Source organism: Aeromonas tecta, from assembly GCF_000820185.1.
Classification (GTDB): domain Bacteria; phylum Pseudomonadota; class Gammaproteobacteria; order Enterobacterales; family Aeromonadaceae; genus Aeromonas; species Aeromonas tecta.
Window position 1 is genome coordinate 99,689 of sequence record NZ_CDCA01000010.1, and the last position, 26,185, is coordinate 125,873.

23 protein-coding genes, 2 pseudogenes and 1 other annotated feature (1 of these 26 only partly in view) are annotated in these 26,185 nt (G+C 61.6%); of the genes and pseudogenes, 7 read left to right on the forward strand and 18 right to left on the reverse strand.

The features are described 5' to 3' along the window. Positions 1-140: 140 nt before the first annotated feature. From BN1137_RS01795 to BN1137_RS01815, 5 genes are all read right to left on the reverse strand, one after another. Positions 141-1,622 (reverse strand): vWA domain-containing protein, encoded by a 1,482-nt coding sequence (locus tag BN1137_RS01795; RefSeq protein WP_050716957.1) that lies wholly within the window; start codon positions 1,620-1,622, stop codon positions 141-143. Between the two features lie 21 nt (positions 1,623-1,643). Beyond that, positions 1,644-2,639, reverse strand: a complete 996-nt coding sequence (locus tag BN1137_RS01800; RefSeq protein ID WP_050716958.1) for a VWA domain-containing protein — start codon at positions 2,637-2,639, stop codon at positions 1,644-1,646. Then, positions 2,636-3,166 carry a DUF4381 family protein gene (locus tag BN1137_RS01805; RefSeq protein ID WP_050716959.1) on the reverse strand — a complete coding sequence of 177 codons (531 nt, stop codon included), beginning with the start codon at positions 3,164-3,166 and terminating at the stop codon, positions 2,636-2,638. Before BN1137_RS01805 ends, BN1137_RS01800 begins: the two co-directional genes overlap by 4 nt. Further along, positions 3,151-4,035: a DUF58 domain-containing protein gene (locus BN1137_RS01810; RefSeq protein ID WP_050716960.1), complete on the reverse strand. Its 885-nt coding sequence runs from the start codon at positions 4,033-4,035 to the stop codon at positions 3,151-3,153. Before BN1137_RS01810 ends, BN1137_RS01805 begins: the two co-directional genes overlap by 16 nt. Before the next feature lie 100 nt (positions 4,036-4,135). Next, on the reverse strand, positions 4,136-5,086 hold the full coding sequence (locus BN1137_RS01815) for an AAA family ATPase (RefSeq protein WP_050716961.1): 951 nt from the start codon (positions 5,084-5,086) through the stop codon (positions 4,136-4,138). A 181-nt stretch (positions 5,087-5,267) separates the two neighbouring features. Between BN1137_RS01815 and fadI the strand changes: the two genes are divergently transcribed. From fadI to BN1137_RS01835, 5 genes and pseudogenes are all read left to right on the forward strand, one after another. Continuing rightward, positions 5,268-6,578 carry an acetyl-CoA C-acyltransferase FadI gene (gene fadI / locus BN1137_RS01820; RefSeq protein ID WP_050716962.1) on the forward strand — a complete coding sequence of 437 codons (1,311 nt, stop codon included), beginning with the start codon at positions 5,268-5,270 and terminating at the stop codon, positions 6,576-6,578. 29 nt (positions 6,579-6,607) lie between these two features. Further along, on the forward strand, positions 6,608-8,755 hold the full coding sequence (fadJ, locus tag BN1137_RS01825; protein WP_050717130.1) for a fatty acid oxidation complex subunit alpha FadJ: 2,148 nt from the start codon (positions 6,608-6,610) through the stop codon (positions 8,753-8,755). Between the two features lie 279 nt (positions 8,756-9,034). Then, complete coding sequence (locus BN1137_RS21740) at positions 9,035-9,175, forward strand: TIGR02808 family protein (protein ID WP_083443334.1); 141 nt, start codon at positions 9,035-9,037, stop codon at positions 9,173-9,175. A 185-nt stretch (positions 9,176-9,360) separates the two neighbouring features. Further along, positions 9,361-9,918: a YaeQ family protein gene (locus BN1137_RS01830; RefSeq protein WP_050716963.1), complete on the forward strand. Its 558-nt coding sequence runs from the start codon at positions 9,361-9,363 to the stop codon at positions 9,916-9,918. Positions 9,919-9,928: 10 nt separating this feature from the next. Beyond that, positions 9,929-10,800 (forward strand): annotated as a pseudogene (locus tag BN1137_RS01835) (AEC family transporter). A gap of 84 nt (positions 10,801-10,884) precedes the next feature. On the opposite strand, the gene BN1137_RS01840 reads toward BN1137_RS01835, so the two are convergent. Then, complete coding sequence (locus BN1137_RS01840; RefSeq protein ID WP_050716964.1) at positions 10,885-11,424, reverse strand: glycine zipper 2TM domain-containing protein; 540 nt, start codon at positions 11,422-11,424, stop codon at positions 10,885-10,887. A gap of 244 nt (positions 11,425-11,668) precedes the next feature. Further along, positions 11,669-13,195 carry a YfcC family protein gene (locus tag BN1137_RS01845; protein WP_050716965.1) on the reverse strand — a complete coding sequence of 509 codons (1,527 nt, stop codon included), beginning with the start codon at positions 13,193-13,195 and terminating at the stop codon, positions 11,669-11,671. A gap of 642 nt (positions 13,196-13,837) precedes the next feature. Between BN1137_RS01845 and BN1137_RS01850 the strand changes: the two genes are divergently transcribed. Next, positions 13,838-15,460, forward strand: a complete 1,623-nt coding sequence (locus tag BN1137_RS01850; protein WP_050716966.1) for an acyl-CoA synthetase — start codon at positions 13,838-13,840, stop codon at positions 15,458-15,460. Between the two features lie 191 nt (positions 15,461-15,651). Here BN1137_RS01850 and BN1137_RS01855 read toward each other — a convergent pair whose 3' ends face one another. After that, on the reverse strand, positions 15,652-15,948 hold the full coding sequence (locus tag BN1137_RS01855) for a hypothetical protein (protein WP_050716967.1): 297 nt from the start codon (positions 15,946-15,948) through the stop codon (positions 15,652-15,654). Positions 15,949-16,104: 156 nt separating this feature from the next. On the opposite strand from BN1137_RS01855, the pseudogene BN1137_RS22780 reads away from it, so the two are divergent. Further along, a pseudogene (locus BN1137_RS22780) lies at positions 16,105-16,267 on the forward strand (IS5/IS1182 family transposase); the annotation flags it as partial. Positions 16,268-16,578: 311 nt separating this feature from the next. On the opposite strand, the gene BN1137_RS01860 reads toward BN1137_RS22780, so the two are convergent. From BN1137_RS01860 to hisG, 10 genes are all read right to left on the reverse strand, one after another. Continuing rightward, a complete protein-coding gene (locus tag BN1137_RS01860) occupies positions 16,579-17,265 on the reverse strand; it encodes an outer membrane protein (protein WP_050716968.1) in 687 nt (228 codons plus the stop codon). A 758-nt stretch (positions 17,266-18,023) separates the two neighbouring features. After that, positions 18,024-18,317: a hypothetical protein gene (locus BN1137_RS01865; RefSeq protein ID WP_050716969.1), complete on the reverse strand. Its 294-nt coding sequence runs from the start codon at positions 18,315-18,317 to the stop codon at positions 18,024-18,026. A gap of 284 nt (positions 18,318-18,601) precedes the next feature. Next, positions 18,602-19,231 carry a bifunctional phosphoribosyl-AMP cyclohydrolase/phosphoribosyl-ATP diphosphatase HisIE gene (gene hisIE, locus BN1137_RS01870; RefSeq protein ID WP_050716970.1) on the reverse strand — a complete coding sequence of 210 codons (630 nt, stop codon included), beginning with the start codon at positions 19,229-19,231 and terminating at the stop codon, positions 18,602-18,604. Continuing rightward, on the reverse strand, positions 19,224-19,997 hold the full coding sequence (gene hisF / locus BN1137_RS01875; protein ID WP_050716971.1) for an imidazole glycerol phosphate synthase subunit HisF: 774 nt from the start codon (positions 19,995-19,997) through the stop codon (positions 19,224-19,226). Before hisF ends, hisIE begins: the two co-directional genes overlap by 8 nt. After that, positions 19,997-20,752: a 1-(5-phosphoribosyl)-5-[(5-phosphoribosylamino)methylideneamino]imidazole-4-carboxamide isomerase gene (gene hisA, locus BN1137_RS01880; RefSeq protein WP_050716972.1), complete on the reverse strand. Its 756-nt coding sequence runs from the start codon at positions 20,750-20,752 to the stop codon at positions 19,997-19,999. The genes hisF and hisA overlap by 1 nt, the downstream gene beginning before the upstream one ends. Before the next feature lie 136 nt (positions 20,753-20,888). Beyond that, on the reverse strand, positions 20,889-21,515 hold the full coding sequence (hisH, locus tag BN1137_RS01885) for an imidazole glycerol phosphate synthase subunit HisH (protein ID WP_050716973.1): 627 nt from the start codon (positions 21,513-21,515) through the stop codon (positions 20,889-20,891). Positions 21,516-21,591: 76 nt separating this feature from the next. After that, positions 21,592-22,725, reverse strand: a complete 1,134-nt coding sequence (gene hisB / locus BN1137_RS01890; protein WP_050716974.1) for a bifunctional histidinol-phosphatase/imidazoleglycerol-phosphate dehydratase HisB — start codon at positions 22,723-22,725, stop codon at positions 21,592-21,594. Positions 22,726-22,736: 11 nt separating this feature from the next. Beyond that, positions 22,737-23,837, reverse strand: a complete 1,101-nt coding sequence (gene hisC, locus BN1137_RS01895; protein WP_050716975.1) for a histidinol-phosphate transaminase — start codon at positions 23,835-23,837, stop codon at positions 22,737-22,739. Next, positions 23,834-25,144, reverse strand: coding sequence for a histidinol dehydrogenase (gene hisD / locus BN1137_RS01900; protein WP_050716976.1), 1,311 nt, complete (start codon positions 25,142-25,144; stop codon positions 23,834-23,836). The genes hisC and hisD overlap by 4 nt, the downstream gene beginning before the upstream one ends. Positions 25,145-25,172: 28 nt before the next feature. Then, positions 25,173-26,069, reverse strand: coding sequence for an ATP phosphoribosyltransferase (gene hisG, locus BN1137_RS01905; protein WP_050716977.1), 897 nt, complete (start codon positions 26,067-26,069; stop codon positions 25,173-25,175). Positions 26,070-26,093: 24 nt separating this feature from the next. Continuing rightward, positions 26,094-26,185: a sequence feature (His leader region), on the reverse strand; it runs 37 nt beyond the window's last position.

Genomic DNA, 26,185 nt, shown 5'->3' on the forward strand with positions numbered 1-26,185 from the left:
GAGCAACAGCCAATGCCGCCATTGCCCTCGATGATATAAAGGCATGCGGGCCCCCACTCGGACCAGTGATAGAGACAAGCCTCTTCGCCAGTGCCGTACCCGGAAGCGGGGTCGTCCCATAAGCGAATGCAAGGATGGCCTCACCAGGGCTCCTCCGGTTTGAGCGATGGCGCGGCCTGAGCTCGGCGCTGGGCCTCCTTGCGCAGTCGTTGCTCCAACAACAAGACTGGCGGCGCCGGTGGCCGCGCCCGATCCGGGGCGGCAGATTGCTCGGGAGCTTCTACGGGTTTGGGCTCCTGGCTGGCGGGAGCCGCTTGTGGAGGCTGGGCCCGCAGCAGGGCCAGGTTGTAGAGCGCATCCTCGTGGCCAGACTCCAGGGCCAGAGCGGCCAGATAGGCCTGCTCGGCAGCGTGAAGATTGCCTAGCTGCACCAGTGCATTGCCCCTGTTGTAGTGGGCGGTCGCATTGCTGGCGCGGGCATAGGCCAAGGCGGCCTTCTCGTAGTCACCGGCTCGGTACCAGGCATTACCCTGCCAGACGGGATCCTGAAAATTGCGGGCGGCCAGCAGATAATGTCCCTGCTGGAAGGCCTGCCAGGCCTCGCGATCTTGTATGGTTGTTGCCGTCGACGCCACGGCGGCCTGCGATGGCGGCGAGTTGACTATACCCCCGAGGCAAAGCAGCAACAGCCAGAGCGAACCGACGCGGGCCAGCAGTGCCAGTGGTAGCAAGGGGAGCAGCAGCCAGGGGCCGAGATCCTGGTTGTGATCGGCGGCCAGCGTCTGGCTCATGGGCAGCGGTGCGAAGCGCGGCATGCCGGCCTGCAGCCACTGCAGATCTCCCCCCAGCTGAGTGGCCAGTCGCTGCATGGCCGCACCATCGGGGGGCGGCAATTCACGGCCCAAGCCACTGCCAAGCCCGGATCCTGCGGTGGCGGAAGGAGGGAGAAGGGCACTCTTGCCCGCGTTGGCCAGCAGAATATCGAGGCGAGCAGTCGAGGTGTGTTGGCAAAACAGCGTGCTCTGGCAAGGCCACTGAGCGGCAATGCGCTCGATCTGGGTGGGCGAGAGACCATCGGTGATGAGCAGCAAGCGAGCGTGCTGGCCAGCGGGGATCTGGCCAAGCGCCAGCGCGACGGCGCGCTCGGGAGCACTGCCGGGGATGGGCATGATGGCCGGGCGCAGGTCAGGCAGCAGCAGCGAAATGGCCTGATGATCCCGACTGGGGGGCATGGCGAGGTAGGCATCGCCGGCAAACAGGATGAGGGCGATGGGATTGGGACCGGCCTCGGCCAGCATGTCTTGTAGCAATAGTCGCACCCTGGTCGCCCGATCCGGTGGCAGATCCCCTGCCAGCATGGAGCCGGAGAGATCCAGCAACCAGATATCGAGGGCGGGGCTCTCGATGGACTGGCTCTGCTGGCGCAGTGCCGGCCCGCTGAGGGCCAGGATCACCGGCAGACAGGCGAGCCAGAGCCAGGGGAGGCTACGGCCTTGATTTGGCAGCAGATACGCCTGCATGGCGGGGGCGAGCAGGGGGCGCTGGCGATGTCGGCGCCAGCCCTGCCACAACCAGGGCAACAGGGCCAGCAGCCAGAGCGGGCGTAGCAGGATCAGCTCCATGATAAGGGCCCCCGCAGCGAGTCAAGCATGGGGTGGCTCCGGTGGTTGGCCCCGGCGGCGCCACGGCAGGGAGAATCGGCGCCAGTGGGTTGGCCACATCAGCAACAGCCAGGCCAGCGCCAGCGGCCAGGGATAGAGCTCCTGGTTGGGACGATAGATCGTCTGCGCGCTGGCGCTGGGCTCCAGTTGGTCGAGGGTCTGGTTGATGGCCGCGAGATCGGCCTGGCTGCGGGCACGGAAATAGCGGCCGTGACCGAGCTGGGCCAGCTGTTGCAGCAGGGGTTCATCCAGCTCGGCGCTGGGATCGCTCTGGCTCTGGGGCAAGGCCTCGGCGAAGGTGCCGGGATCGGCGCCGACCCCCAGGGTATAGAGGGTCATGCCGGCGGCGGCCGCTTGTTTGGCTTCGGTCAGCGGATCCGCGTTGCCCGCCGTGTTGCGGCCATCGGTAACCAGCAACAGGGCGGTGGGACGGCCGGGTTCGGCGTGCTGGCGGGCCAGCAGTATGGCTTTCCCCAGCGCCGTGGTGCGGCCCACCAGATCAAAATCCAGCTCGTTGGTCAGGGTCAGCAGAGCCTGGGTCTCCTGGGTCAGGGGGGAGAGCAGATAGGCATGATCGGCAAACACCACGATGGCGATGCGATCGCCGGGGCGAGCCTTGATCAATTGCTTGAGTTGCTGGCGAACCGCGCTGAGGCGATCACGTTGCTCGCCCTCGTCCAGCATGTCCTGGGTGCGCATGCTGTCGGAGAGATCTACCGCCAGGATGAGATCCCGGCTGGCCTGATAGTGAATGAGCGGCACCTCTTGCCACTGAGGGCGGCACAGGGCCAGTACCAGGGCGCACCAGCACAGCGCCATGCGCCAGAGTGGTTGCCCGGCATTGGGCAGCAGCAGGGGGAAACCATTATGGGCTAATCTGGCCCGGCCCCGCCGATCGGCGGCAAGGGGCGGGAGACCGAAGCGCACCAGCAGCGGCAATACCAGGGCGAGCGCAAACCAGGGCCAGGCGAGGATCACCTTGTGCCTCCGCCATGCTGCCGGTGCCAACGGCTCGGCCGAGCCAGTAACTGCGGCAGGCTGACACAACTGCGCCCCCAGCGCAGGTAGGCACGGCGCAGCGCCGCCCGTTGCTGAGCATCGGGCACCTCCTGGCCGTAGAGCCAGCCAGGCCAGTGCGTCGCCAGCTCGCTAAAGCGGCAGCCCCCTTTTTCATCGAGCCAGGCGAGCCAGGCTTCCCCCTGCAGGGTGCGCGCCTCGGGCCAGCGGGCGAGGGCGGCACTGCGCAACACGCTCTGCAGGCGGGGCACCAGATCGGCGGCTTGCCAGTCCAGCTGCCGGTCCCAGCGGCGCTGGCGCCACAGTGTCAGCACCAGGGTCCCGATCAGCAGGGCGCAGAGCAAGGCAGCCAGCAGCCATCCCAATCCCAGCAGGCGAGGATCGATGGCGCTGCCGAGCGCCGGGCCCGGGTGGATGTCACGCAACTGAGCGGCGAGGGGCGAGCCGGTCAGAGTCAGGTGCAGAATGAGGCTCAGAGCAGACGGCATTCGCCCTCCTGCCATTGGCGTTGCAAGGGCTGGCCATTGTCGAGTCGATAGAGGCGCTGCACCAGCGGCAACAACTGTTGCTGACTCTGATAGGCCTCCTGCTCGGCCGCTTGCTGATAGTGACGCCGAAAGGCCGCTTGGCCAGCGTCGAGCCAGCCGCTCTGTTTACCCGCCTGCACCGCCAGCCGACCTTGCTCGGGCAAGGCTGCCTCCAGCGGATCCCGGATCTGCCAGTAGTGGATGTCGTGTCGCCTGCCGAGCAGTTGCAATTGTTGTGCGAGTGCTTCGTCACAGGGTTGGTGATCGCAGATCAGCGTCAAGCGGGCGCCGTGGGGCAGCCTGAGCCGCGCCACTGTCTGCGCCAGGCTGTGCAGCAGTGGCACGCGGTCCAGCCCCTGCCGGTAGTGGTGGCAGAGGCTTTCCAGCAGTGGCATCAGCGAGCCGCGTTGGGGCTGTATCTGGGGATCCCGCCCGTGGCAGATCAGGGTGTTGGCCTGTTTTTCTCCCTGCCAGAGCAGGGCTGCCGCCAGCTCGCAGCCCAGGCGCGCCTTGAGCTGCGGCCCTGAGCCGAAGTACATGGCGGGGGAGAGATCGAGCAGCAGCCAGTGCGCATGATCCTGCTCCTCTGCGTAGAGGCGAGTGTATGGGCGATCGAGCCTTGCGGTCACCCGCCAGTCGATGTGGCGCACCTCATCCCCGGCCTGATAGGCCCGCAGCTCGCGAAAGCTGAGGCCGGGCATGCGCCCGAGCCGCCCCTGATGGGCGGGGTGAATGCGGGCCCTTGGGCCGCGCCGCGCCCACAGCCGAATGGCCAGCAACTGGTCCAGATGCAGGGCAATATCGGGGTGGTTGCGGGGTGCTAGGGACACGGTACCCAGTCCAGCAGGCGAGTGATCAGGGCTTCGCTGTCGAGGTTGTCGGCCAGCGCCCGATAGCTTGGCCGAAGAGAAGGCGATGGCGCCAGAGGGCTTATGGGCATGGGATCACATCCAGCAGCAGTGAGATCAGTGCCTCGTTATCGAGGTTGTCGGCGAGTGCCCGATAACTGGGAATGAGGCGATGGCGCAGCACGGCGGGAGCCAGTTGCTGGATATCTTCCGGCAGCACGAAATCACGCCCGGCAAGCCAGGCCCTGGCGCGAGCGGCGCGTGCCAGCCCTATGCTGGCCCTGGGGCTGGCGCCCACGGCGATGAGGGGGGCAAGCTCCGGACAGAGTCCACTGTCCGGGCGGGTAGCGCAGACCAGCTGCACCAGATAATGCTCGAGGCGGGTCTGCATCTGCACTCCCAACACTTCGTCACGAGCCGCCAGCAGGCTGGCCTGAGTCAGGGTCACGGGGGGCGGGGTCAACGACTCGCCGCGAGCGTTGAGCTGCAAGATGGCGAGCTCCATGGCGGGGCTCGGGTAATCCACCACCAGTTTGAGCAAGAAGCGGTCGAGCTGGGCCTCCGGCAAAGGGTAGGTGCCCTCCTGCTCGATGGGGTTCTGGGTGGCGGCGACCATGAACAGAGGGGGCAGGCGCCAGCTCTTCTTGCCCACGGTGATCTGATGCTCAGCCATGGCCTCGAGCAGGGCCGATTGTACCTTGGCGGGAGCCCGGTTGATCTCGTCTGCCAGCACCAGGTGGTTGAACAGGGGGCCGGGCTTGAACACGAAGCTCGCATCCTGCGGGTGAAACACCTCGCTGCCGGTGAGATCGGCCGGCAACAGATCCGGGGTGAACTGGATGCGGGAAAAGCGCCCCTCCACGGCGCCTGCGAGCGCCTTGACGGCGCGGGTCTTGGCAAGGCCGGGCGCCCCCTCGATCAACACATGTCCTTCACATAGCAGGGCGATCAGTAGGCCGTCGATGAGCGGGCCCTGTCCCAGGATCTGGCTGCCCAGATAGTCGCTAAGTTGTCTGAACTCGGTCGCTGCCATGGGATGAACCCGTTGTTTTAATAGAAGTTGCTATTTTTATACCCTAGTTACTTCACGAGGGCGAGAGAGGGGGCAAAGATGGTGACAATTTAGTTTCAATCAGCCGTATGAAAGTTGTGAGTGGATTGTTAAGATGTGGCGCAATGAGGTCAGACCTCTACCTTTTAACCAAGGAGCCAGGATGAAACAGCCATTGAAACTGACGACGCGCCAGGGCGAACGGATTGCCGTCGTGGCGGGTCTGCGCACCCCTTTTGCCAAGCAGGCCACCGCCTTTCATGGCGTTCCCGCGGTCGATCTCGGCAAGCTGGTAGTGAGCGAGATGCTTGCCCGCACCGATCTTGATCCCAAATTGATCGATCAGCTGGTGTTCGGCCAGGTGGTACAGATGCCAGAAGCACCCAACATCGCCCGCGAGATAGTGCTCGGCACCGGCATGAGCGTCAGCACCGATGCCTATAGCGTATCGCGCGCCTGCGCCACCAGTTTCCAGGCGGTGGCCAATGTCACCGAATCCATCATGGCCGGCACGGTCGACATCGCCATTGCCGGCGGCGCCGACTCCTCCTCCGTGTTGCCCATCGGGGTCAGCAAGACGCTGGCGCGGGCCCTTGTCGATCTGAACAAGGCCCGCAATCTGCAGCAGCGCTTCAATATCCTGCGCCGGCTGGGGGTCAAGGATCTGCTGCCGGTGCCGCCGGCGGTGGCCGAATACTCTACCGGTCTCTCCATGGGACAGACCGCCGAGCAGATGGCCAAGAGCCACGGCATCAGCCGCGAGGCGCAAGACGCCCTGGCGCATCGCTCCCATACCCTGGCCGCAGAGGCCTGGGCGCAGGGCAAACTCAGTGGCGAGGTGTTTACCGCCCACGTGCCACCCTATAAATCACCGCTCGAGCGGGACAACAACATTCGCGAGAGCTCGGACTTGGCAAGCTACGCCAAGCTCAAACCGGTGTTTGACCGGCTGCACGGCTCGGTCACCGCCGCCAACGCCACCCCGCTTACCGATGGCGCCGCCGCCGTGCTGCTGATGCGCGAAGGCCGGGCCAAGGAGCTGGGACTCGAACCCTTGGGCTATATCCGCAGCTTCGCCTTCTCTGCCATCGATGTGTGGCAGGACATGCTGATGGGGCCCTCCTACGCCACCCCGTTGGCGCTGGACAGAGCCGGCATCACGCTGGCCGACCTGACCCTGATCGACATGCACGAAGCCTTCGCCGCCCAGACCCTGGCCAACCTCAAGATGTTCTCAAGCGTTGAGTTTGCCCGCACCAAGCTGGGTCGGGACAGCGCCATCGGCGAGGTGGACATGGATAAATTCAACGTGCTCGGCGGCTCCCTGGCCTACGGTCACCCCTTTGCCGCCACCGGGGCGCGCATGATCACCCAAACCCTGCACGAGCTGCGTCGTCGGGGCGGGGGATTGGGGCTCAACACCGCCTGCGCCGCAGGTGGATTGGGCGCAGCCATGGTGTTGGAGGTGGAGTGATGACAGAGAGCATGATGGAGGCGAGCAAGATGAGCACTAACACATTTGCATTGGACATTCGCAAAGACGGTATCGGCATCCTCACCATGGATGTGGTCGGCGAGAGCATGAACACCCTCAAGGCCGCCTTCGCAGAGGAAATTCGCGCGGTGCTGGCCGAAGTTAAAGCCAACAAGGATCTGATCGGTCTGGTGGTCGTCTCCGGCAAGAAGGACTCCTTCATCGCCGGCGCCGACATCAGCATGCTGGCGGCGTGCGCCAGCGCCCAGGATGCCCAGACCCTGTCTCGCGAGGGGCAGGCTGTGTTTGCCGAGATCGAGGCGCTCGCCATCCCGGTGATCGCCGCCATCCACGGCCCCTGCCTCGGTGGCGGGCTGGAGCTGGCGCTAGCCTGTCATGGCCGGGTCATCACGGATCACGGCAAGACCGTGCTGGGTCTGCCGGAAGTGCAGCTCGGCCTGCTGCCGGGCTCTGGCGGCACCCAGCGCCTGCCGCGCCTCATCGGGGTCGCCAAGGCGCTCGATCTGATGCTGACCGGCAAGCAGGTACGTGCCAAACAGGCCAAGAAACTCGGCCTGGTGGACGACGTAGTCGCCCCCGCCATCTTGCTGGAAGCAGCCATCCAGTTGGCCAAGAAGGGTAAACCGCGCCACACCCTCAAACGAGATTTGCAAGGCAAGCTGCTGGAAACCAACCAGCTTGGCCGCAAGGTGCTGTTCGATCAGGCTCGCAAAGGGGTGAACGCCAAGACCCGTGGCAACTACCCGGCGCCGGAGCGCATCCTGGAAGTGGTGCGCATCGGGGTAGAGGAGGGGCTGCAGGCTGGTCTGGTCGCCGAGGCGCGCCACTTCGGCGAGCTGGTGATGACCCCCGAATCCGCCGCTCTGCGATCCTTGTTCTTCGCCACCACCGAGATGAAGAAAGAGGTAACTTATCAGGGCGCTGCGCCGCGCAAGATCACTCATGCCGCCGTGCTCGGCGGGGGCCTGATGGGGGGCGGCATCGCCTTCGTGACCGCCACCAAGGCCGGGGTCCCGGTGCGGATCAAGGACGTAGCCAGTGCCGGCATCGGCAACGCCATGCGTTATAGCTACGATCTGCTGGCCAAGAAGCTGAAACGTCGTCAGATCTTGCGCAGTGAACTCGAAAAGCAGATGAGCATGCTGTCTGGCACACTGGATTACGCCGGTTTCCACCGGGTCGACATGGTGGTGGAAGCGGTGTTCGAGGATCTCGCCCTCAAGCACCAGATGGTGCAGGACGTGGAGCGGGAATGCGGGGAGCACACGGTATTTGCGTCCAATACCTCTTCCCTGCCCATTCACCAGATAGCGGCCAAGGCCACCCATCCGGAGCGGGTCATCGGTCTGCACTACTTCAGCCCGGTGGACAAGATGCCGCTGGCGGAGATCATCCCTCATGCCGGCACCAGTGCCGAGACGGTGGCCACCACCTTGGCTTTCGCCCGTGCTCAGGGCAAGACCCCGATCGTGGTCAAGGACGAAGCCGGTTTCTACGTGAACCGCATCCTCGCCCCCTACATGAACGAGGCGGCGCGGCTGGTGCTGGAAGGGGAGCCGGTGGAGGTGCTGGACGGTGCCCTGCTGGACTTCGGCTTCCCGGTCGGCCCCATCCAGCTGCTGGACGAAGTCGGCATCGACGTGGGGGCCAAGATCTCCCCCATCCTGGAAAAAGAGCTGGGTGGTGAGCAATTCCAGGCACCGGCCGCCTTTGACAAGCTGCTGCAAAACGATCGCAAGGGTCGCAAGAACGGCAAGGGCTTCTACCTCTATGGCAAGGCCGCGCCGCGCAACCGGCTCACCGGCAAAGAGGGCAAGAAGACCGTGGACGAGAGCGTCTACGAGGTGCTGGGGGTCAAGCCGTCGGCCAAACTCGCCAAGCTGGAGATCGCCGAGCGCTGCGTGCTGATGATGCTCAACGAGGCCGCCATGGCGCTGGACAGTGGCGTCGTGGCCTCGGCCCGGGATGGCGATATCGGCGCCATCTTCGGCATCGGCTTCCCGCCGTTCCTGGGTGGCCCCTTCCGCTACATGGACAACCTCGGTATCGAACACCTGGTGGGGCGTCTCGAGTATTACCAGAAGCGCCACGGCGATCGCTTCGCCCCCTGTGCACGGCTCAAGGCGATGGCGGCGGAGCAGCAGACCTTCTATTGATATAAAGGCGCTGATGTTGTCATGACCAAGAGGCGGCCCTGGGGCCGCCTCTTCCATTTGGCGCGCTCCGGCCGGGCTCGACTATGGTTCAGCGAGGGGGGACGAGGGCAATGGCGCATAAAATGGGGCTAAATTATTGATCTAGCGCAAACTAGTGCCCTATTTATTACTTTGGTGGCATAGGCCTCTGGCGCCGGATGAGTTCAAATAGTGCTATCAGGAGCGGGAACATACCCGCCGTCGAAAGGGACACCCATTTCACTGGATGAAGGACACATAATGAGTCTGCTTGAACAAACCATCTGGAACATATTGGGATACGGGGCCATGCCCTTTATCTTCCTGAGCGGATTTGTGGCTGTCGCAGTGACCTGCTGCGTGCTGCTCAACCTCTTCGGGGTCAAGTCCGCCGAGAAGTGATCCAGTCCGGTTCATACCGCCAAATGCCAGCCTTCGGGCTGGCATTTGTTTTTGCCCGTCTTCCTCGTTATCGCCGCGCTGGTGCACAACTGTTTCACCAAGGTGGTCGAACCCTGCGCCGATTTTGATTACACTGGCGCGCAGCTTTTCGGCGCGTTTTCCACTTCAAGGTATTCAAGGTTTCTATGGCTCTCAAGGCAACCGTATTCAAGGCCCAACTCAGTCTGTCCGACATGGATCGCCATCTCTATCAGGATGTCTCCCTCACCCTGGCCCGTCACCCCTCCGAGACCGACGAGCGCATGATGATCCGGCTGGCCGCCTTCGCCTGGCACGCCGCCGAGCGGCTGGAATTCACCAAGGGGCTGTCGGCGGACGATGAGCCCGAGCTCTGGCTGAAAAACTATTCCGATGAGATCGAGCTCTGGATTGAGCTGGGTCAGCCCGACGAGAAGCGCCTGAGAAAGGCATGCAATCGCTCCCGTCAGGTGGTGCTCTATCTGTACGGTGGCCGCGGCACCAGCGTCTGGTGGAAGCAAAACCAGGGCAAGCTTGGCCTGCATGACAACCTCAGCGTGATCGAGCTCTCCGACAGTCAAACCCTGCCGCTGACCGCCATGGTCGAGCGCACCATGCAGCTCACCTGCACCATCTCCGATGGTCAGCTCTGGGTCAGCAACGGCAAGCTGGAAGTGACCCTTGACCCTGTGGTGTTGATGGGGCGTTCCGCCCGCGAACTCTGAGCCGGGCATCATGTTCACGACCTTGCTTGATATCGTCATCCCGGTGTTTGCGGTGGTGGCCCTCGGCGCCCTCTACGGGCGGCTGCGTGCGGGGGCCGAGCTCGGTTACATCAATCGGGCCAACATCGAGCTGTTCTCGCCGGCGCTGGTGTTCTCGGCGCTGATCAAGTACCCGCTAGCGCTGGGGGAGCATCTGCCGCTCATCGCGGCGGGCACCTTGGTGATCCTGCTGCCAGGGTTGCTGCTCTCCCTGCTTCGGCTCAAGGGGATAGAGCGGGCTGCGCTGATCCTGCCCGCCATGTTTCGCAACACCGGCAACCTCGGCATCCCCTTGATGGTGCTGGCGTTTGGCGAGCAGCAGCTCGGCGCCATCGTCATCCTCTTTGTGCTCTCCAACCTGCTCCACTTCTCGGTGGGCATGTTCATCCTCTCGGCCAATGCGTCGCGCTGGCTCTGGCTGCGCAGCCGGCGCTGGCGGGGCTGCTGGTGGCCAATTGGCAGATCCCGTTGCCGGCCTACGTGGTGACCAGCGCCTCGCTGCTCGGTCAGCTGTCGGTGCCGCTGATGCTGTTTGCCCTCGGCATCCGGCTGATGGAAGGGGAACTGGAGCATATGGGGCTAGCCATCAAGTGCAATCTGCTCTATCTGCTGGCCGGTGGGCTCTCCCTCGCGCTCGCCGTCTGGTTGCTGCCGCTGCGGCCGGAGTGGATCCCGCTGCTGACCCTGTCGGTGGCGCTGCCGCCGGCGGTGCTGAACTACATGTTGTGCGAGCAGTACCAGTGCCAGCCGGAGAAGGTGGCCAGCATAGTGCTCGGTGGCAACGCGCTCTCGGTGCTGGTGATCCCGATAGCCGTCTGGCTGGCGCTGCATCTGGGCGGTTGACGCCCTATTTTCAAGTCATCAGAAAAGGAAAAGGCCCACCGTATTGGTGGGCCTTTTTCATGGCAGGGCGCTCCTAACGGAGGTTCAACCCTGCGCGTTGCTCACTACCAGCTTGCCATCCTTGACCGGGATGGTGGGGCCGGGTTGCTTCTCCATGCGGATCACCCCTTCCTGGCCGGCGAGACGGTAGGTCACGTCATAGCCCAGGGTGCGGGTGCTGCTGTCTTGTACTGTCTTGCAGCGTTGCTCTGTGGTGGTGTAGGTATCCCCGGCCTGCATGTTGCCTTGCACCTGGTTACCGGCATAGCCACCAGCCACGGCGCCGGCGGCGGTAGCCACCTTCTTGCCGCTGCCGCCACCAAACTGGTGACCGACCACGCCGCCCAGGGCCGCACCGACCACTGTGCCCAGGATCTTGTGCTCATCCTGCACCGGTTTGCGGTGGGTGACGTTGACGTTGCGGCACTCCTGGCGCGGGGTCTTGACGGTCTCGGTCACCGGCTTGCTGGCCAGCACCTCGGCAAACTGGGGCTCTGATGAAAACAGGGATCCGCTGGCGGCTGCTGACAGTGCCAGCGCAGAGGCGATACCGATCCCGACACCTGCCATCATGGATTTGTTCATGTTGGATTCTCCTGAGATGCATCATCCGATGCTGTTCTAGCTTGCGGTCATCTTGGCACAACGCGGCGAATGAACAAGGCAAGGGCCGCCCTGGCACGACAAGCCCTGACATCACCAAAAAGCCCTTCACCAAACGGGTGTCGGGCTTTGGCGACAAGCGCTCAATATGGGTCCCGGTTTGCTCCCTGCCGCTGCCGTAGCGGGCTCGGTGGCGGATGACGGGACCTGGCTGGGCTGGCACTTATCAGATCAGCATGACTTGCACCACCAGCATCAGTGCACCAAAGCCGAGCACGAAGCCCACCATGGGCAGCACGAACCTGACCCACTGGTTGAACTGGATGCCGAGCATCTGCAGGGTGACCAGCACCAGCCCGGTGGGGGCCAGGAACAGCATGGCGTATTGCCCCCAGTTGTAGGCCGAGACGACGATGTAGCGCGGGATCATCACGGTATCCGCCAGCGGCGCCATGATGGGCATGGAGAGCACAGCCAGCCCCGAGGAGGAGGGGACCACCAGCCCGAGCAGGGTGAACACCAGCATTTGGGCGACTGCGAACACGGCGCCGTGCATGCCGGAGACCAGGCTGGAGGCGTAAGCCAGTATGGTGTCCGAGATCATCCCCTGATCCAGCACCAGGTTGACCCCGCGTGCCAAGCCGATGATGAGCGACACCGCCACCAGTTCGGAGGCGCCCTGAGTGAAGGCCTCGACCGCCTCCTTCTCCTTCAGCCCCGAGATGAAGATGATGATAATGGCGATGGTGAGGAAGGAGGCCGCCATCTGCGGGAACCACCAGCCCGCCATGGAGACGCCCCATACCATCAGCGGGAAGGCGAGGATAAACAGGCTGAGGATGATCTTGCGGCGCAGGGTGAAGGGGACGCCCTCATCCAGCGAGCCCTCTTTCAGGAAACGGGCGCGAAAGCTGTCCCTGTCCTCATAGCTGTAGGAGAAGGCCGGGTTGGCCTTGATCTTCTTGCAGTACCAATAGAGGTAGGAGATGACCACCAGGGTCCCCACCAGGCAGCCGACGGCGCGAAAGACCAGCCCCTCGGTGAAGGGGATGCCCGCGGCGTTGGAGGCGATCACCACCGAGAAGGGGTTGATGGTGGAGAAGGTGGTGCCCATGGAAGCGGCGAGAAAGATGGCGCCGACGCAGACGATGGCGTCATAGCCCAGTGCCAGAAAAATCGGCACCAGTATGGGATAGAAGGCGACCGCTTCCTCTTCGATGCCGCAGGTGGTGCCGCCGAGCGCCATCACCAAGCAGACCAGCGCCACGAACAGGAACTCGTTGCCCCGGGTCTTGCGCGACAGGGCCACCAGGCCCGCGCTGAAGGCGCCGGTCTTGTTGATGACGCCAATGAGCCCGCCGAGCACCAGAATGAAGACGATGATGTCGGCCCCTTCGATGGTGCCCTTGACCATGCTTACCGCCACGTCAGTCAGCCCCTTGGGGGCCTGCGCCAGTCGTTCATAGGTGCCGGGAATGGCGATGGGTTGGCGAATGACGCCGCTGGTAAATTGCGCCACCCCGATATTGATATGACGTTTTTCAAGCTCGGCCTGGGTGGCGGGCACTCGGCTTATTTCCCCTTGCGGGCTATTGACCATCAGCATGTCGCTGGCTGGATTATAAGAGAGCTTGGCATAGGCCCCGGCGGGAATGATCCAGGTCAGAGCAATGGCCAGCAACATAATAAGAAACAAAATGGTAAAGGCGGTGGGAAATTGTCTGCGTGATTGCATATTCGGCTCGGCGCACATAAAACACTCCTTGAAAGCAGGGTCGGGCTCGGCGGAATATCGGGTCGATAGGGTTCCTTCGTCATACAAGATAGTGCGTGTTCATGCTGGTTTTTACGCGCTTGGTGGCGAGAAATCTGGCCTGATATTGATGGTGTGGCATATTGTTTCGCTGTGTAACCATAACGCTCTGCGACAGGGATGAACCGGGGCTGGCTCACAGAACCGGACTGTCGATACCTTGTGATTAACTGGTGCCGAGATAGATGATTGGCTGAGTTATGCCATGACTATTCAAGGGCGCGGGGATGACATTGTCGGCTACGCAATTCTTGATGAAGGATAACTGCACCGATATTGCATGGTATTTCCCTGGCATTCATTTTTTGGTGGGGTTTATTTCGCTTCGATGAAATTAAGAATGATGGTGAATGTTGGTCGCAGAATATATAGCGTGGCATGCCAGATATATTCCGCCATGCGATGAGTCGGCGGCCAGCTAAGACGTTTCGCTAATACCGGATGCCCCTTCCCCTTGTTAACCTGCCATTTCCATGAGGAGGCTGCGTCGGGCACGATGCCTGACCGCCTCCCGGCTGCAGTCTGGCCGCTGTCTGGCCAATGACCGCCACCCGCTTTGTGCCCACGTGAGGAAGGAACCCGATGACACAGCAGCACCTCTATGAGACAGGCCTCGACAAGACCACCGCTAACTTTGACGCCCTGACCCCCTTGAGCTTCCTGACACGGGCGGCCCGGGTCTATCCCGACTATCCGGCCGTGGTGCACGGTCTGCTTTGTCAGAGCTGGGCCCAGACCGAGCTGCGTTGTTGCCAGCTTGCCTCTGCCCTGCGCCAGCATGGCATCGGCGAGGGGGATACGGTGTCCATCGTCGCCCCCAATATCCCGGCGATGTTCGAGGCCCATTTCGGGGTGCCCATGATCGGCGCCGTGCTCAACACCATCAACACCCGGCTCGATGCCGAGTCCATGGCGTTCATCTTCCAGCATGCCCAGAGCAAGGTAGTGCTGGTGGACAGAGAGTTTGGCGCCGTGGTGCGAAAAGCGCTGGCCCTGCTCGAACAGCCGCCGCTGGTCATCGCCATCGACGATCCCCTCTATCGGGAAGGGGAGCTGATCAGCGCCCTCAGCTATGAGGATTTCCTTGCCAGGGGCAATGGCGAGGAGCCAGGCTGGTTGCCGCGCGACGAGTGGCAGGCGATTTCGCTTAACTACACCTCGGGCACCACCGGCAACCCCAAGGGGGTGGTCTATCACCATCGCGGCGCTCACCTCAATGCCATCAACAACGTGCTCTCCTGGGAGATGCCCAAACACCCGGTCTACCTGTGGACCCTGCCGATGTTCCACTGCAACGGCTGGTGTTTCCCCTGGACCCTGGCGGCCACCGCCGGGGTGAGCGTCTGCCTGCGCCATGTGCAGGCGGGGGCCATCTATGAGGCGTTGCACACCCACAAGGTGAGCCATTTCTGCGCGGCGCCCATCGTGCTCAACATGCTCAACAACGCCGATCCGGCGCTGAAGTTGGGGCTTGATCACCCCATCAAGGTGATGACGGCCGGGGCCGCGCCACCGGCCACGGTGATCGCCGGTATGGAAGCGATGGGCATAGCGGTGACCCACACCTACGGCTTGACCGAGACCTATGGCCCCTGCGTGGTGTGCGAGCCGCAGCAGAGCTGGCAGGGGCAAGATAGCGCCGCCTTGTCGCGGCTCAAGGCGCGCCAAGGGGTGGCCTCACCGCTGCAGGGGGAGCTGCGCGTCGCCAATCCGGTCAGTGGCGAGCCGGTGCCCCAGGACGGCAAGACCCTGGGGGAGATCTTCCTGCGCGGCAACATAGTGATGAAGGGTTACCTCAAGAACCCGTCCGCCAGTGCGGAGGCAATGGCGGAGGGCTGGTTTCGAAGCGGCGATCTCGCGGTCTGGCACCCGGATGGCTATGTGGAGATCAAAGACAGATCCAAGGACATCATCATCTCGGGCGGGGAGAACATCTCCAGCCTGGAGGTCGAAGATGTGCTCTATCGTCATCCCGATGTGGACGAGGCGGCGGTGATCGCCATGCCGGACGAGAAGTGGGGCGAAGTGCCCTGCGCCTTCGTCAAACTCAAAGAGGGGCGCGAGCTGAGTCAGGCCGAGTTGATTGCGTTCTGCCGCGAGCAGATGGCCCACTTCAAGGCTCCCAAGCGCATCATCTTCACCCCGCTGCCCAAGACCTCCACCGGCAAGGTGCAAAAGTACGTGCTGCGCCAGCAACTGGAGTGAGAGGGTTGTCTTGCCGTCAAAAAAACGGGCCTGGGGCCCGTTTTTTTATCACCACGGCAACGCCGATGAGGGATGGGGCCGAGTGATGGCGCTCGGCCTGCCTGTGGCCAATTCGTCAGCAGAGCCTGGCTCGGAGAAAGGAGAGAATGGGTGGCTGAACGCGGGGCCCATCCGCGCTGATCTCGCAGAGGCTAGCGGGTATGACTGCCCTTGATGCGCTTGCTCAGCGCCTCCCACAGGCCGGTGATGAAGTAATACAGCCCTCCCTCCTCGGTGGCCTTGGTGTACTCCGTCAGCGGCTCAACCATGCCGCTCCTGAATTTCTCGATGGCCTCTTGATCGTCTGTCGCGTCGATATAATCCCCCACCACCTCGAAACCTTGCTCGAGCAGTTGCGCCTTCTCAGGCAAGAACGAGGGGGAGGACATCAGCAAGAAAGTGACGCTGGCGGGATCTTGCTCTTGGCGGAAGAACTGGTATTTGCTCATAAGGCCTCTGACGGTGGGGGACACTATGGCGCCATTATTCAGGGGAATCTCCCCCCTGGGCAGCCCCTATCTGCGGCGTCAACAGAGCCCTTTGTTCAGACCAGCTTCAGTCAGACTCGCTTTAGTCAGAGCTGTTTCAGTCAGCGTCGAGGGGCGTCTTCTTATGGGCTGCTCGATTTACTGTTTGAACTGATGAATGTGCCGCTATGTGTCCCATCGCTACGTCAGCAAGTGCGCTGGCACGGTCAAAGTACCGCACAAGGGCAAGGAGACTGATCTGGTCATCGAGTCCACCGGGCTGAAGGTGTTGGATAAGGGGGGGGAAGGGGCGCAAACAGGGCTCGGAATAAAATAGACCAACGGTCGATCAGACTACCCACAACCTTGTGGCTGCCAGAGGCCTATCTGGGTACAGTGCAGATGTGCGCGTCATCAACAAGCTCAATACCCTTGCTCAGCCTATTAGAACGAAAGAATAGCCAGGAAGACTTTACCGCTGAGTTAGGTAACAGCCGAAGCCACTCCCATCAGAGATGAAATATAACGTGACGTCATGCGAATTAGATAATGGTAAACGGCACGATAGTGAAAAATCATTATCGCGCCATTAATTAACTAGTGGTCAACATCTTAGAAATGATAATTCATTCTGGCTGTTATGGTACTAAAATCTGTTTTCATATTACGTTCGCTAGCAGATGGATAATTGGGGTCGTTCAGACTAACCGAGCTATTTCCCAAGTCGGTATAGAGATACTCAATCCCACCTGAGAGATTTTTATTGAATTTATACATGACGCCGACACCAATATTAGCACCTGCGCCAATGTCAGAGGTGTTGGTGTTAAAGTCTGAACTGCAGCCTGTTGTGACTGACACTGAGGACTTTTCACATCCAAGTGAATGTTCCATTTTGGCCACAGTGACACCAGTGGTGACGTAGGGTAGGAAATTATCAATGGCGTAGCCGAGTTTAATATTAAACGAACCTGATTGCTTGATTGCATCTTTGCCATGATATGGGCTGAACTGGTTGTTCTCTTGATCATGCCATGATTTGTTGATGTCATTAAAAGACAACCCAGCCTCGACACCTAACACCACATTGTTGTCAAACTGCCAGTTGTGTCCTGCTTGGATACCGCCAGTCACGCCCTCCATGGATTGTTCGGCAGCATCCGGGTTGCTCTGATCCTTGGTATCGCCAGCCCCGTACCCAAGATTGCCACCTATGTAGAAACCTTCCCAGTTTTCCGATGATGCCAGTACATTACCGGACAAGATCAGCAGCGATGTGGCAATAAACCGTTTTTTCATTTTTTAGATATCCTTTGATGTTAAATCAAATAATAAAAATAGAATGCAATATATAAGGCACTAAAATGGTGGTAAGGATTGGCATCCACACCGGAGGAGGTAAAATTAACAGCATTGTAGTTAATAACGTGAAGCGGTCACTCCATGTTATTGATGGCTTGCGCACATAAATTATTGCATATAGAGCATGCTATTCTGTTCTTGCTGTTATCTGTCCCATACCGTTCCTATGAGATATATTTTATTTGGAAAGGTAACCGAACGTAATCAGCTGCATGTCACTATCTCACACTGATGCTTAACACGTCCTTAACAGGGCGTAATTAATAGAGTTGTTCATTAATAATGAGCGGTTCTTGTGATCCCGTTCATAGCTAATATAAACCGCTTTAAATCCAGAAATATGCACACAAAATGCAGTGGCCAAGCAAGAAAGACCACTACTTCATCGGCGGATGGGGCGCTATTTCCGGAGATCTGGAGCGTATTTGGTGAAGGGGGGGGATAGTCATCGTCTGGGTTGGGGAGTGACGTATCGATCGCGGCTTTAGGCAATAACACCCCTTTCCTGCAAAAAGGAAGGGGAGAACATCTGCAAGAAGGTGACGCTGGCGGGATCTTGCTCTTGGCGGAAGAACTGATATTTGCTCATAAGGCCTCTGACGGTGGGGGACGCAATGGCGCCATTATTCAGGGGAATATCCCCCCTGGGCAGCCCCCATCTGCGGCGTCAACAGGGCCCTTTGTTCAGACCAGCTTCAGTCAGCTCCGGGGTGCGTCTTCTTGCCAAACAGCCGGGGGGCGTGGAGCAGCATGTAATGAAAGAGGCCTATGCGGCCGGGACCGCCATAGGGGCGGCTGGGGTCGGCCAGGTTGAGTTGATGGGCATGGGTCGCCGCGCGGGCATCCGGGGCCAGTATGGGTTCGCCGATGACCTCGAAGCCCTGGGTGAGCAAAGCGGCCTTGTCGGCCATGAAATTGGCCGCCGCCATGTCGAGCAGGGTGAAGGCGGCGGGGGCATCTGGGGTGGCAAACACCTGAAACTTGCTCATGACGACTCTGAAAGGTAAGGCAGGATGGGCCATTATCGCCGCCAACTCGACGCAGGGCGACTCCCTGACTGGGGGCTTGTCTCGTCCTATGCGGGCATAGATGGCTTGCCGAGAGACCCGCAAAGACGCGGTGAGGGGCTCTTCGACATGGCTGGAAATGGGTGTTTTTAATATAAATATCTGGTTTTTAATTGGCAGCTAGATGAAGTCATCTGTGGATTTATATTGGGTAGGCATATCTATAAAGAACGGGCCAAAAGGCCCGTTCTTTATGCTATTGCATGTTATTTGTTGTGGCGCTCGGCGAGCCGCTGCACCACGTCTTTCAGGTCCAGCCCCTCGTTTTGCAGCAACACCGTCAGGTGATAGAGCAAGTCGGCGGACTCGTTGATGAGCTCTTCCCTGTCCTTGGCCATGGCCGCCAGCGCCACTTCCACACCCTCTTCACCGACCTTCTGGGCGATGCGCTTGGTGCCCTTGCCATAGAGGCTGGCGGTGTAGCTGGTGGCAGGATCGGCGCCCTTGCGTGCCGCCAGGATCTGCTCGAGCTCGGCGAGAAAACCCAGCGGTGGCTGCGGATGGGCGTCGAAGCAAGAAGCCGTGCCCAGATGGCAGGTGGGGCCCACCGGCTCGGCGGCGACCAGCAAGGAGTCTTGATCGCAGTCGGTGCTGATGGCGACGAGTTTGAGCACATGGCCCGAGCTCTCGCCCTTGGTCCAGAGCCGCTGCTTGCTGCGACTAAAAAAAGTGACCTGGCCGGTGGCCTGGGTTTTTTCGAGCGCTTCGCGGGTCATAAAGCCCTGCATCAGCACCTGGCCGCTTGCGGCGTGCTGGACGATGGCGGGGATCATGCCATCACATTTCGCCCAGTCGAGACGGTCGATCAGGGGGGTATCTATCAATGGATTATTCACGGATGGCGACTCCTTCGGTTTTCAGCCAGCGTTTCAATTCGGGAATGGGAATAAGGCCCTTGTGGAACACGGAGGCCGCCAGGGCCCCGTCCACGTCGGCCAGGGTGAAGGCATCGCGAAAATGCGCCATGGTGCCAGCACCGCCCGAGGCAATCAACGGCACCTTGCACAGGGCCCGCACCAGTTTGAGCTGCTCGAGATCGTAGCCCTGGCGCATGCCGTCCTGGTTCATCACGTTCAGCACGATTTCGCCCGCGCCGCGCTTTTGCACCTCCTTGACCCACTCCAGGGTGGTCCAGGCGGTGGTGCGGGTGCGGCTCTCGTCGCCGGTGAACTGTTTGACCTGATACTGGCCGGTCTCGGCGTCGAAGTAGGAGTCGATGCCCACCACCACGCACTGCACACCAAAGCGCTCGGCCAGGACGGTGATAAGGGTCGGATCCGCCAGGGCCGGGGAGTTGATGGAGACCTTGTCGGCACCAAACTCCAGGATCTGGCGGGCATCTTCCACGCTCTTGATGCCGCCGGCGACACAGAAGGGAATATCGATGACTTCCGCCACCCGGCTCACCCAGCTCTTGTCCACCACCCGGGCATCGCTCGAGGCGGTGATGTCATAGAACACCAGCTCGTCGGCACCTTGCTCGGCGTAACGACGAGCCAGCTCGACGATACCGCCCATCACCTCGTGATTGCGAAACTGCACGCCCTTGACCACGACGCCGTCTTTGACGTCGAGGCAGGGAATAATGCGTCTTGCCAGCATCAGCTGCCTCCTACAATGGGTTGATTCGCCCAGCAGGCGATGGCATCGCCCACCGAAAACTTGCCCTCCAAGAGGGCGCGGCCGAGGATGATCCCCTTGACGCCCGTGCCTTTGAGGGCCTCGATGTCGGCGATGCCACCGATGCCGCCGGAGGCCTGGAAGGCCACGCTCGGGTAGCGGGCGCAGAGATCCCGGTAGAGTTCGACGTTGCTGCCGGCAAGCGTCCCATCGCGGCTGATGTCGGTGCAGAGCACGTGCTTGAGACCAAATGGGAGGAAGCGTTCGATCAGCGCCTCAATGGTCACTCCGCTGTTCTCCTGCCAGCCCGCTACCGCTATCTGGCGCTTGCCATCGCTGTCGATGTTCACGTCCAGCGCCAGCACTATCTGCTCGGGGCCATATTTTTCCATCCAGCTCGCCACCAGATCCGGGGATTTGACCGCGGTGGAGCCGATCACCACCCGGTTGGCACCGGCGGCCAGCAAGTCTGCCACGTCTTGTTCGCTGCGCACGCCGCCGCCTACCTGCACCGGCGCTTCGGTGGCCGAGAGCAGCTGGGTGATAAGGGCAAGCTGGCGCGCCTTGGCGTCTTTGGCACCGTCCAGATCCACCAGGTGCAGTTGCACCGCGCCTTGGGCCACATAGTCGTCGAAGCGTGCCTGGGGGCTGCTGCTGTATTCGGTCTTCTGGCCGTAGTCGCCCTGATAGAGGCGCACCACCTGACCGTTAATGAGATCAATTGCCGGGATAATCATCTTGTTCACAACTCCCAATATTCGTATGGATTACTGCCTGCCAGCGTCTGGTCATTGCCCCGATAGAGGCGCGCCTTCATCCAACCCGACCGTTAATCAAATCAATGGCTGGAATAATCATTCGCGGTTCCTTGCCTTATAAGTCCAGAAAGTTTTGCAGCAAGCGGGCGCCGGCCGCGCCGGATCGCTCCGGATGGAATTGGGCGCCGAAGAAGTTGTCTCGCGCGGCGATGGCGGTGAAGGGGCTGCCGTAGTCGCAGGTCGCGAGCGTGGCATCCGTCACCTCCAGGGCGTAGGAGTGGACGAAGTAGAAGTAGCTGCCGCTCGGGATGCCGCGCAGCAGCGGGTGCGTCTCGTCGTGCTCAATCTGGTTCCAGCCCATGTGAGGCAGACGCAGATTGCCCACCTCCATCAGCCGGATCTTGCCGGGGACGATGCCAAGGCCCTCGATCAGGGCGCCATTTCGGCCCTCATCCCCCGCCATGGTCTCCTCGGAGGCCTCGGCTAGCATCTGCATGCCGAGGCAAAAGCCCAGCAGCGGCTGTTTGGCGGCGCGAATAAGCGGCACCAGACCCCGCTCGTTGAGGTTGCGCATGGCGGCCACCGCGGTACCGACCCCCGGCAGGATCAACTTGTCAGCCTGCTCGATGTCGGCGGCGTCGCAGCTGACCCGCGGGGTCACGCCGAGGCGCTCGAACGCCATCCGCACCGAGGCCAGGTTGGCGCAGCCAGTGTCGATGATGACCAGGTTTTGCTTGCTCATCTCAGACTCCTCACAACCCGCATGGAGGTTGGCACTCTGTCAGTGGTGCCGATGATGACCAGATTTTGCTTAGCCATTACAACACTCCCTTGCTGGAGGGCAGCTCGCTCCCCTCGACCCGGATGGCCTGGCGCAGGGCGCGGCCGAAGCCCTTGAACAACGCCTCCACCTGGTGGTGTGTGTTGCCGCTGCCGACCTTCATCTGCAGGGTGATGGCCATGGCGTCCGACAAGGAGCGGAAGAAGTGGGGCACCATCTCGGTGGCCATCTCGCCCACGCTGTCGCGGCCAAAGCCGCTCGGGCAGTCGAACACGAAGTAGGGGCGGCCGCTCAAATCCAGCGCGGTGGCCACGTCCAGCTCGGTGAGGGAGGTGGCATCTTCGCTCTGGCGCGGACGGCCGTCGATCACCGCCTGCACCTCGTCCATGGCCAGCACGAAGCCGAAGCGACCGATGCCGCGCTTGTCACCCAGCGCCTGGCGCAGGGCCTGGCCCAGGGCCAGACCGACGTCTTCCACCGTGTGGTGATCGTCGATGTGCAGATCGCCGCTCACTTTGAGCTTCAATCTGAAACCGGCGTGGGTGGCGATCTGATCCAGCATGTGATCGAAGAAACCGATGCCGGTGACTATCTGGTTGCCACCGCTCTTGTCGAGATCCACCGCCACCTGGATGCGGGTCTCCTTGGTGTAGCGTTCCACCTCGGCGATGCGCCCCTTGGACAGCAGCTGATCACGAATGGCGAGCCAGTCGTGATCTTGCGGCTGATAGCGAATACCGCGAATGCCCATGTTCTCGGCGAGCTGCAGGTCGGTCTGGCGATCACCAATCACGAAGGAGTTGGCAAAGTCGATGCGACCCGAGGCGAGGTACTCCTTCACCAGGCCGAGGTTCGGTTTGCGGCAACTGCAACCGTCGGTCGGGAAATGGGGGCAGATCAGCACCTGCTCCCAGTGCACGCCTTGGGATTCGAACAGGTGCATCATCAGATCGTGGGGTGGCTGGAAGTTCTCAAGGGGCAGGCTATCGGTGCCGAGCCCATCCTGATTGGTCACCATCACCAGCACGTAGCCAGCGGCCTGCAGTTCGCGCAGCACCGGGATCACCATGGGCTCGAAGCGCAGCTTGGCGAGGCTGTCCACCTGCTTGTCGGTCACCGGCTCTTCAATCAGGGTGCCGTCGCGGTCGATAAACAAAAACGGGGTCTTCATCTGTTACGTCCTTATAAACTGGCGGCAGGCTGGTTATCAGACTGCATCTTGGCGGCTGACAGGCCGCGCAGCACGGTAAGTACGGCGTCCATCTCACCCTGATAGCCGATGGTGATACGGATGCTGTTATCCAGCCCCGGCTTGGTGGAGAAGTCCCGCAAGATGATGCCGGCGGCCTTCATGGCGGCAAAGACGCTGGCGCTGTCATCGAAGCGCACCAGCACGAAGTTGCCCTTGTCCTCGAAGATCTCGCGCACGCAAGGCAGCTGACTCAGCTCGGCCTTGATGATGGCTTTTTGCTTGTTGAGCTCAATCACCCGCTCCTGCATCAGCTCCAACCCCATGGGGCTGAGCGCCTGGGCCGCTATCTGGGCGATGGGCTCAGGGATAGGGTAAGGGGCAATCACCTTGGTGAGCATGGCGATGACCTCGGGATCCCCCAGGGTGAAGCCGCAGCGGATCCCGGCCAGCGCAAAAGCCTTGGAGAGGGTGCGGGTCACCACCAGATTGGGGAAGCGCGCCAGCAAGTCCGCCACGCTCGCCTCTGGGCAAAATTCGATATAGGCCTCGTCCACTACGATGATGGCGCGATCCTGGGCCTTCTCCAGCAATTTGATCAGGCCATCACGGCCCACCAGATCCCCGGTCGGGTTGTTGGGAGAGCAGAGGAACACCAGCTTGACGTCGGAGAGGCGATCATAGATGGCAGGCCAGTCCGGCTGACGGCGCTTGGTGAGTGGCAGCTCAACGATGCCGACCCCGCAGGTCTCGGCGCTGATGGCGTACATGCCGTAGGTGGGCGGGCAGATGAGGATCTGATCTTCCCCCGCCTCACAGAAGGTGCGGATCAGCAGCTCGATGGCCTCGTCGGCGCCGCGGCTCACCAGCACCTGATCCGGGTTCACTCCCGCATAGGTGGCATAACCGTTCACCACGGCGGCGGGTTGGCATTCCGGGTAGCGGTTGAGGCGGCTGCCCTCGATGGTGAAGGGATAGGCCAGCGGCGCCTCGTTGGCGTTGAGCCAGACGTGGCCATTGCCGCCGATGCGGCGAGCAGACTGATAAGGGGTGAGGGCCCGCACCACGCGGCGAGCCAGATTGGCGATGCTCATGACAAATCCTTCTGCTGCTTGTTAGACAAGGCGTTCAATCTCAAAGTAACGGCATTCTTGTGGGCATCGAGCCCCTCGGCTTCGGCGATGCGCTGAACGATGGGGCCCAATCCCTGGATGCCATCCGCGCTCAGCTCCTGCACCGTGTAGCGGCGCTGGTAGTCGGCGAGCCCCAGGCTCGAGCAGGTGCGCGCATAACCGTAAGTCGGCAGGGTGTGGTTGGTGCCGCTGGCGTAATCCCCCACCGATTCCGGTGTCCACTGACCGAGGAAGATGGAGCCGGCGTTCTCGAGTTTGCCCAAGAGGTCCCGCGGCGCCGCGGTCTGCACGATGAGGTGCTCGGGGGCATAGGCGTTGGAGATGGCGCAGGCTTCATCGAGGTCATCGCACAGAATGACCAGACTGGATCCCAGCGCCTTGGCGGCGATGTCGCGGCGGCTGAGCTTGGCCAACTGCGCCTTGATCTCACCGCTGATGGCATCGGCCAGACGGGGCGAGGTAGTGACCAGCACCACCTGGCTGTCCGGGCCGTGCTCGGCCTGGGAGAGCAAATCGGCGGCCACGAAGGCGGGGTTGGCGCTGTCGTCGGCGATCACCAGTACCTCGGAGGGGCCGGCCGGCATGTCGATGGCGGCACCGCGCCAGTCACGGGAAACCTGACCCTTGGCCTCGGTCACATAGGCGTTGCCCGGGCCGAAGATCTTGTCCACCTTGGGGATGGACTCGGTGCCATAGGCCATGGCGGCGATAGCCTGGGCGCCGCCGATGGCAAACACCTGACGCACGCCGCAGGCGCGGGCGGCAAACAGGATCTCGTCGCTGGCGGGGGACGGGGTGCAGAGCACCACCTCCCGGCAACCGGCGATGGCGGCGGGAATGGCCAGCATCATCACGGTGGAGGGGAGCGGCGCGCTGCCCCCCGGTACATAGAGACCGACCCGGCTGATGGGCTGGGTGCGCAGCTCACAAACGACGCCTGGCTGAGTTTCTACTCGCACAATCTGCTGCACTTGCGCTGCGTGGAAGGTGCGAATGTTGTTAATGGCCGTATTGATAGCATCTTTGATGTCAGCACCGAGACGCTCACAGGCGGCGTCCGTCTCGGCCTCGCTCACTCGTAGCTGCTCGCGGGGGGCGCGCTCGAAGCGCAGGCTGAGCTCACGCAGGGCTTCATCCCCCCGGCTGCGGACGGCGGCGATGATGCCTTGCACCACGGCGCCGATGTCGGCCTCGTCATTCAACGCCGGCCGGGTCAGGACATCGGCCTGTTGGGCGGGGGAGAGGGTCTTCCAGATCAGGGTCTGCATATGTCAGTCCTTATTCCATCATTTCTGCTTATTCCATCATTTTTTCAATGGGCAGCACCAGAATGGAGCTGGCACCCAGGGCTTTCAGCTGCTCCATGGTTTCCCAGAACAGTGTCTCACTGGAAACCACGTGCAGTGCCACCTGATTGGTGTCACCGGCCAGCTGCATGATGGTGGGACGTTCGGCACCCGGCAGCAGGGAGGTGATGGCTTCGAGCTTCTCCTTGGGGGCGTGCAGCATGATGTATTTGCTCTCGCGGGCCTGTTGCATGCCCTGGATGCGGGGCAGCAGCTTGTCGATGATGGCCTGCTTGGCGGCGTTCAAGGGATTGGGTGCCTGTACCAGCACCGCCTTGGAGCGGTAAATCACTTCCACTTCTTTCAGGCCGTTGGCCTCGAGGGTCGCACCGGTGGAAACCAGATCGCAGATGGCGTCGGCGAGGCCAGCGCGCGGCGCCACTTCCACCGAGCCGCCCAGCATCACGCTCTTAAAATCAAGGCCCTGTTCGTCGAAGAAGCGCTTGAGCAAGCCGGGGTAAGAGGTGGCAATGCGCTTGCCGGCTAGGCTCGCCGGGCCCTGATACTCGGCATCGCTGGGGATGGCGAGAGAGAGACGGCAGCCGCCAAAATCGAGCTGCTTGAGGGTCTTGACCGCGAAGGGCTGGCCCTGGGAGGCGCGAATGAGCTGCACCTCTTCCAGCACGTTCTCGCCGATGATGCCAAGATCGACCACCCCTTCCATCACCAGGCCCGGGATATCGTCATCGCGCACCCGCAGGATGTCGATGGGCATGTTTTCCACGTGGGCGATCAGGCGCTGCTCACGCAGGTTGATCTTGAGGCCGCAGCTCTTGAACAGGGCCTGGGAGTCCTGGCTCAGGCGACCGGATTTTTGCATGGCGATGCGCAGACGTTGTGTTTCCATTGCTCGATTTCCTTCTAGTCAAAAACGAAAAAACCCTCGGAAGTGTGTGCTTCCGAGGGTTTATGAATCTTGCGGTCCTTTTGGAAGTCACCAGTTAAGTGTCTTCCAGCAGTCAA

Coding starts and splice junctions, on each gene's coding strand:
- BN1137_RS21740 (WP_083443334.1), top strand. CDS start 9,035: ATGAGTCTGCTTGAACAAACCATCTGGAACATATTGGGATACGGGGCC.
- BN1137_RS01845 (WP_050716965.1), bottom strand. CDS start 13,195: ATGTGCGCCGAGCCGAATATGCAATCACGCAGACAATTTCCCACCGCC.
- BN1137_RS01865 (WP_050716969.1), bottom strand. CDS start 18,317: ATGAGCAAGTTTCAGGTGTTTGCCACCCCAGATGCCCCCGCCGCCTTC.
- hisF (WP_050716971.1), bottom strand. CDS start 19,997: ATGCTGGCAAGACGCATTATTCCCTGCCTCGACGTCAAAGACGGCGTC.
- BN1137_RS01840 (WP_050716964.1), bottom strand. CDS start 11,424: ATGAACAAATCCATGATGGCAGGTGTCGGGATCGGTATCGCCTCTGCG.
- hisC (WP_050716975.1), bottom strand. CDS start 23,837: ATGAGCATCGCCAATCTGGCTCGCCGCGTGGTGCGGGCCCTCACCCCT.
- fadI (WP_050716962.1), top strand. CDS start 5,268: ATGAAACAGCCATTGAAACTGACGACGCGCCAGGGCGAACGGATTGCC.
- BN1137_RS01830 (WP_050716963.1), top strand. CDS start 9,361: ATGGCTCTCAAGGCAACCGTATTCAAGGCCCAACTCAGTCTGTCCGAC.
- BN1137_RS01855 (WP_050716967.1), bottom strand. CDS start 15,948: ATGAGCAAATACCAGTTCTTCCGCCAAGAGCAAGATCCCGCCAGCGTC.
- BN1137_RS01795 (WP_050716957.1), bottom strand. CDS start 1,622: ATGGAGCTGATCCTGCTACGCCCGCTCTGGCTGCTGGCCCTGTTGCCC.
- hisB (WP_050716974.1), bottom strand. CDS start 22,725: ATGAAGACCCCGTTTTTGTTTATCGACCGCGACGGCACCCTGATTGAA.
- hisA (WP_050716972.1), bottom strand. CDS start 20,752: ATGATTATCCCGGCAATTGATCTCATTAACGGTCAGGTGGTGCGCCTC.
- BN1137_RS01815 (WP_050716961.1), bottom strand. CDS start 5,086: ATGGCAGCGACCGAGTTCAGACAACTTAGCGACTATCTGGGCAGCCAG.
- hisH (WP_050716973.1), bottom strand. CDS start 21,515: ATGAGCAAGCAAAACCTGGTCATCATCGACACTGGCTGCGCCAACCTG.
- hisG (WP_050716977.1), bottom strand. CDS start 26,069: ATGGAAACACAACGTCTGCGCATCGCCATGCAAAAATCCGGTCGCCTG.
- hisD (WP_050716976.1), bottom strand. CDS start 25,144: ATGCAGACCCTGATCTGGAAGACCCTCTCCCCCGCCCAACAGGCCGAT.
- BN1137_RS01805 (WP_050716959.1), bottom strand. CDS start 3,166: ATGCCGTCTGCTCTGAGCCTCATTCTGCACCTGACTCTGACCGGCTCG.
- BN1137_RS01850 (WP_050716966.1), top strand. CDS start 13,838: ATGACACAGCAGCACCTCTATGAGACAGGCCTCGACAAGACCACCGCT.
- fadJ (WP_050717130.1), top strand. CDS start 6,608: ATGAGCACTAACACATTTGCATTGGACATTCGCAAAGACGGTATCGGC.
- BN1137_RS01860 (WP_050716968.1), bottom strand. CDS start 17,265: ATGAAAAAACGGTTTATTGCCACATCGCTGCTGATCTTGTCCGGTAAT.